The following is a 5,516-nucleotide window of genomic DNA, read 5'->3' on the forward strand; positions in this document are numbered from 1 at the left end:
AGCAACGCAATACCAATGCCGCCGCATACCACCTTAATCACTTAAACTAACGCATGATAAAAATGCCACGCGTTGCGAATCACTCTTAAACAGTTTGTTAGCCATTCTGTAGTTGGTCGAGTATTAGAGTATTAGCTTCAGTCATTATGTCGAAAGCATTTCGAATACATGCAGACGACCACGCTAAAGCCCAAAGAGTTTTGTCTAGTATCTCTGTGTTGGTGTATCTAGTGACTGATCGAGATATCACTCTATTTTCCGAACCGTCATCATTAACTGAATCAACATGAGACCAATAACTTGTATTACCAATAAAGCTTGGGTGAGCAATATCACACAAAAACTCATATGTAGGCATTAAGTCCGTCGCTGCAGGGTTTTTAGACAACCGCTTTAGTGAAGTCATGATGTTTGTCTGTAGTAAATGAGGCTCTGGATCATCGTATCTCGTACCCCAAATCATCTTGACTACGAATGCTTCAATATCTGTAGAAATAACAACCTGACTATTGCTCAGTTTTACTTCACTAAAATTCTTATGTAGCAAATTAGCATTGAGAAGAAATACTGTAGATAGTTCTAACAGCGAGCGAGAAGAAATAGCGGGTGATATCGTTTCTGCATTATTAAGTCCATTTAGGCAAGACCGAACAAGTTCGATACCCCGCCACAATGTCATGATTGAGTAGGCTTCAACGTTACTAACTTGATCTTTCCAGTATATGTTGTTCAGTTCATTAGGAGAACCAACCCCTTTTAATTGTTCTTTGATTGAACTTTCGCTTGTGAACTTCCACGAATGCTCATTAGGTATTTTATCGTCAATGTCTAAACAATGGTGAACCATTTCATTCGCGCTTTTTACAATTGAGTCATCGCTATTTTTACAGTACTCCAAAATCGAGTCATTGAGATATTTACTGTTCACTTTACAACCTCTTAATTTTATTACATGGGAGATGGCTAACGCCCAATTAAGGTGTGAGCCACGCAACCACGACACTTTAATTGAGCACCGTAAACACTAAACTTAACCCAAACCAAAAATGCCAAGCGTGGGGAATCACTCTTAAATTGTTTGTTATGAATCAGAATTTCTCGACAACTTGAGAAACTCACTACCAATATCATCTGAATAGCATGTTGCAATTTGCATCATTACAATTGCATCCATTGACGGTCTTAACATAAGTAACGCACTCGTCACTTGAAGTAGACTAATTGCAGTCGCATGAGCAGGGTCAGTCATTCCCGAGTTACTCTGCCCCACAACTAATATATCTTCTTCACATTCTTCGAGAGCTAAACGATTTCTTAATCCTTTTGAGCCAGCGTGAATATTTTGGCTTGCCCATTTATAGTAAGGGCGTAAGTGCTCAAGACCAACGTCTTTTTCAATTGCACCAAAGCCAACACGATTATGCGCAGGAAACAAATAAGCGGCCCATCCGTAGTGTCCTGAGTAACCTTTTCCGTATTTTTTAATTAGGTCATCGTAAACCTTTTTTACTTCTTGTATTTCTGTGTCTGTTGGTGCTTTTGCTTGAAGTCTGCTTTCATATTTCCGGTGCTCTTTCATGGCATCGTAGGAATCCACAACATCATGAAAGTAAAACCTCTCTGCACACTCTTGACCATGTTTAGCGATAAACAATGCAGTAGCACTCACTTAATGCAACGCCCTCCAGCGTGAATGCGCTGCATCAGGGAAACCATTTTTCATTAAGCATAAAATTTCATTTGCGATGTGGCAGGCTCTCGCATGATGACGAACTAAAAGATCAAATACCAAATCTCCTTGTTCCGCTGCTTGAGGGCGATGTTCAGAGTTTAAGGTTTCACCTGCTTCAGTACAGATTACGATATGGGTTTCTAGAAGATCAAAGCCTGACTTCCACCTGTCAACGTTCCTATCAGCAAATGAATTGTAGTCATACCTGCGATTTGAAAGCATTTCTGGCATCGAACTGGCCAATGATGCACCTATTGCATCTACGAAATCAGGTGTTATATCTGCTATTAGCATTTCTATATCCAAATCTTTAGCTTTATCTGGATTTTCGGCAATCAAATCTTCAATGAACTTCTCGAATTGTTCTTGAATAGTGCTCATAAGTCTCCCTGATTCATAACGCCGCATTAAGGTGTGAGCAACGCTACCACAAAACTTAACCAGACCACCGTAAACACTAAACCCAACGATGGAATGAAAAATGCCATGCGTTGGGAATCACTCTTAAATGCTTTGTTAGCTATCTTTTTCGCAGTGCAGAGGAAAATGTTGCGACACTCCCATTGCAGAGCCACGTGATAATCTAAGGTGTGTATCACGATAATGGGCATAGCAATTATCAACTAAGTTGATTGTAGCTTTTAGTGCAACCTGTACCTCTTGCACAACTAGTTCACAAATTTTGTCACGGGAACTTTCATAAATACCGACTAAATCATAACCAGTATTGTCGATGACTTTGCCCTCCATCCATGACATGTTTTTGAACATCTGGTCGTCACCTGTATAAAGCTCACTAAAACCTTTATGAGCTCGGTCATTACGATCGGTCCTCAGTTCTTCACCAGTTTTATCTAAGATTATTAAGTCTTCAAGAATTTCTGGATGCTGAGTTTTAAGCGCCTTTTTCAGCTGCTTTATATTCAACTGAAAGTCGGAAAGACCAAGCTCCAAGACTTCATTCACAAAGTGGAAAGCTATATCTCGCAGACTGGAAAAACGAAATAGCGTCAAGTCTACGATAGATTTAAGCCAGTCGTATCTGTTTATATCTTGAACACTAGATTTCACTGGAACAGTCTCAACTCCAAGCATTTGAGGGATTACCCGTAAATCGATGAACTGCTGCTCAAGCATATTAAACCGAACATAAGTTAAATGTGCGTAAGCCATGTGTGGGTCAGCTTCAGAAAACTCTTGCCAATTTTGGTAAGGCAAGTCATGGAGAAAATAACAATTGATCGAATCATATAAGACCCCTTTGAAGCGAGAACCTTCCAAATCCCACCAATAATATTCATTCTTCATAGACACTCACAATTTCCGATTGATAGCTAACGCCTTGCTAAGGTGTGAGCAACGCAATACCTTAGTCTCCGCATAATACCTTAAACACATAAACCAACGCATGGTAAAAATGCCACGCGTTGCGAATCACTCTTAAGCAACTTGTTATACCGCTTAGTTGAGGCTAAAATAACCAACATAAAGACCACTTAAGAGACCGATTATATGACCACTAGAATTTTAGCTGATGTTGCTGCGAGCATTACTGAGTTAAAAGCTAACCCAATGAAAGTTGCAACTAGTGCTTATGGCGAACCCGTTGCTGTACTAAACCGGAATGAACCAGCATTTTATTGCGTACCCGCCGAAGCTTACGAAATGATGATGGACAGACTCGAAGATCTTGAACTACTAGCAATTGCTAAAGAACGTGAATCTGAAGAGAGCATTTCGGTAAATATTGATGACCTATAAACTCGACTTTAAAAAGAGCGCGCTCAAAGAGTGGAAAAAGCTTGGCTCAACGCTACAACAACAATTTAAGAAAAAGCTAATCGAACGCTTAGACAACCCACATGTTCCGGCTTCAAAGCTTTCTGGAGCTGACAACATGTATAAAATTAAGCTGCGTCAATCGGGCTACCGTCTCGTCTACAAAGTTGAAGACGATGTCATCATTGTAACCGTCTTAGCAGTCGGAAAACGCGAACGTAGCGATGTTTATCGTAAGGCTATGAAAAGGTTAGATGATTGATTGCGGTATAACGCCCAATTAAGGTGTGAAGCACGCGACCACATAACTCAACTGGATCACTGTAAACACTAAACTCAACCCGAACTAAAAATACCGAGCGTGCTGAATCACTCTTAAATTGTTTGTTAGGTGCTAGCCCTCAACTCTTCTTGAAGGCTCTAATTGATGAAGATAGCGTGTAAATGTGTCTTTGGGACGCTCTAGATTGTTTTCTGCTAGTACCCTAGATGCCATACCACGGTGGTTACTGCCATGAGTTAACAAATGGAGCAGAATCTCTTCGACTGACATCTGCCCTGTATCACCATCAACAAACTTAAATGGAACAACTCTTTTTAGATCTTCCTTGGATGCAGCGCCCACATACTGAACTAACCATGAGTCGTTTTGATTCATTGTCTCTCGAAGCTCCGATATTGTTGGAGTCTCAACGGTATTGTCACCACTATATTTTTCAGGCTCACCCATAATTCGACTGATGAAGAGGCTATCAACGACTGTTGTATGGTTTAAGATTCTAACGAAAAAGGTAGCATCACTTTCTGGAAGTATTGAGAACTGTTGTTCTCCAATATCAAGTAATTCATTATTTGCCCACTTTTTATATTGAAATGCCTTAGAAAAATCCATTTTTTCTCCATTGTTGTTCATTTGAGAGTTGAGGAATTCAAGCTGCACCTAACGCCGCATTAAGGGGTGAACAACGCCACCACTTAACCCAAACCATTGTGCCGTAAACACTTAAGCTAATTCAAACCAAAACTGCCAAGCGTTGTGAATCCCTCTTGAATGCTTTGTTAGTTGCCAAACCTAAAGCTTTGATTTGATGTTAATTGCTGCTTTGCCAACACTAGCTTGATGTGCTTTGAAAAGCTCAGTTCAGGCGCAGTTTCAAAGCGCCTGTCACTGAAACCACTTGGAACATACAACGCCGTAGAAAACGGACTTTGAACACCAAACAAACTTTTTGGAACGACAATGCAGCAGAGCTGACTTTCAACAAACGAATCGGCTTCTGAAACGGCAAACCAAAACCACACTAATAAACATCGAACGCAACTTCAGCAAACTTACACCTAAACACAGAATCAGGCAAAAACAGCACAGACCATTAGCCCTAAATGCTCTGCTTTAGCTGCATTTTTCGCCTTGGCAACTAACGCCTTGTTAAGGTGTGAGGCACGCAATACTGAAGCCTCCGCATAATACCTTAACCACTAAAATCAACGCATAGTAAAAATGCCACGCGTGCCGAATCACTCTTGAACAATTTGTTAGCTGGTTGTTTCCACAACATCAAAAGCTACCAAGTTGAAACTTGTCGCCTGAATAAACCACTCATGCCAAGGCATCGTTTCCTTAAAGCCATCAAAGTGGAATGTATTCCCATCAAACTTCGCATTCATGATTTCGTCAATCGGGTACTCTGGAGTTTTGTGACTGACGGGTGACACATCATTCAACCAAGTGAGGCTTTTTTCATTGGACACGTTGTATAGAGTCATCACCCCATTTTGAACAATTAGATCTTTTCCATTGGAACCTGGGTGCTCTTTGCTGACGAAAATACCACTGAGAACGATGATGATCTTAGAGTCATTTCTGGAAACATCATTGATAGATACATCATGAAAGCTCATCTTCTCAAAGTCGGTATTAATTTCCATATAACCTCCTGCCAGCTAACGCCGCGTTAAGTGGTGAACAACGCCAACCACCGAACCTAAACCATTGTACCTTAAA

At 40.6% G+C, this 5,516-nt stretch carries 6 protein-coding genes and 1 pseudogene; 2 read left to right on the plus strand and 5 right to left on the minus strand.

What is annotated here, in order from left to right; genetic code table 11:
• Positions 1–97 precede the first annotated feature (97 nt).
• The 3 genes and pseudogenes from CAG68_RS01225 to CAG68_RS01235 all read right to left on the minus strand — a co-directional run bounded on the left by CAG68_RS01225 (position 98) and on the right by CAG68_RS01235 (position 3,040).
• Positions 98–928 (minus strand): hypothetical protein, encoded by an 831-nt coding sequence (locus CAG68_RS01225; RefSeq protein WP_025533803.1) that lies wholly within the window; start codon positions 926–928, stop codon positions 98–100.
• A gap of 153 nt (positions 929–1,081) precedes the next feature.
• Positions 1,082–2,140, minus strand: a pseudogene (locus tag CAG68_RS22095) (DUF5677 domain-containing protein).
• Between the two features lie 108 nt (positions 2,141–2,248).
• Complete coding sequence (locus CAG68_RS01235) at positions 2,249–3,040, minus strand: Cthe_2314 family HEPN domain-containing protein (protein ID WP_043921000.1); 792 nt, start codon at positions 3,038–3,040, stop codon at positions 2,249–2,251.
• A 204-nt stretch (positions 3,041–3,244) separates the two neighbouring features.
• Between CAG68_RS01235 and CAG68_RS01245 the strand changes: the two genes are divergently transcribed.
• Both CAG68_RS01245 and CAG68_RS01250 read left to right on the plus strand, forming a co-directional pair.
• The gene (locus tag CAG68_RS01245; RefSeq protein WP_005377003.1) at positions 3,245–3,493 is read left to right on the plus strand and encodes a type II toxin-antitoxin system Phd/YefM family antitoxin; all 249 of its coding nucleotides are present in this window, start codon (positions 3,245–3,247) and stop codon (positions 3,491–3,493) included.
• Positions 3,483–3,773 (plus strand): type II toxin-antitoxin system RelE family toxin, encoded by a 291-nt coding sequence (locus tag CAG68_RS01250; RefSeq protein ID WP_005377002.1) that lies wholly within the window; start codon positions 3,483–3,485, stop codon positions 3,771–3,773. The genes CAG68_RS01245 and CAG68_RS01250 overlap by 11 nt, the downstream gene beginning before the upstream one ends.
• Before the next feature lie 132 nt (positions 3,774–3,905).
• On the opposite strand, the gene CAG68_RS01255 is transcribed toward CAG68_RS01250, so the two are convergent.
• Positions 3,906–4,424 (minus strand): DinB family protein, encoded by a 519-nt coding sequence (locus CAG68_RS01255; protein ID WP_337250501.1) that lies wholly within the window; start codon positions 4,422–4,424, stop codon positions 3,906–3,908.
• A gap of 623 nt (positions 4,425–5,047) precedes the next feature.
• On the minus strand, positions 5,048–5,440 hold the full coding sequence (locus tag CAG68_RS01265; protein ID WP_054757475.1) for a hypothetical protein: 393 nt from the start codon (positions 5,438–5,440) through the stop codon (positions 5,048–5,050).
• Between the last annotated feature and the right edge of the window lie 76 nt (positions 5,441–5,516).

The organism is Vibrio sp. V42_P2S4T144 (assembly GCF_009904715.1).
In the GTDB taxonomy this organism is placed as follows: Bacteria; Pseudomonadota; Gammaproteobacteria; order Enterobacterales; family Vibrionaceae; genus Vibrio; species Vibrio alginolyticus.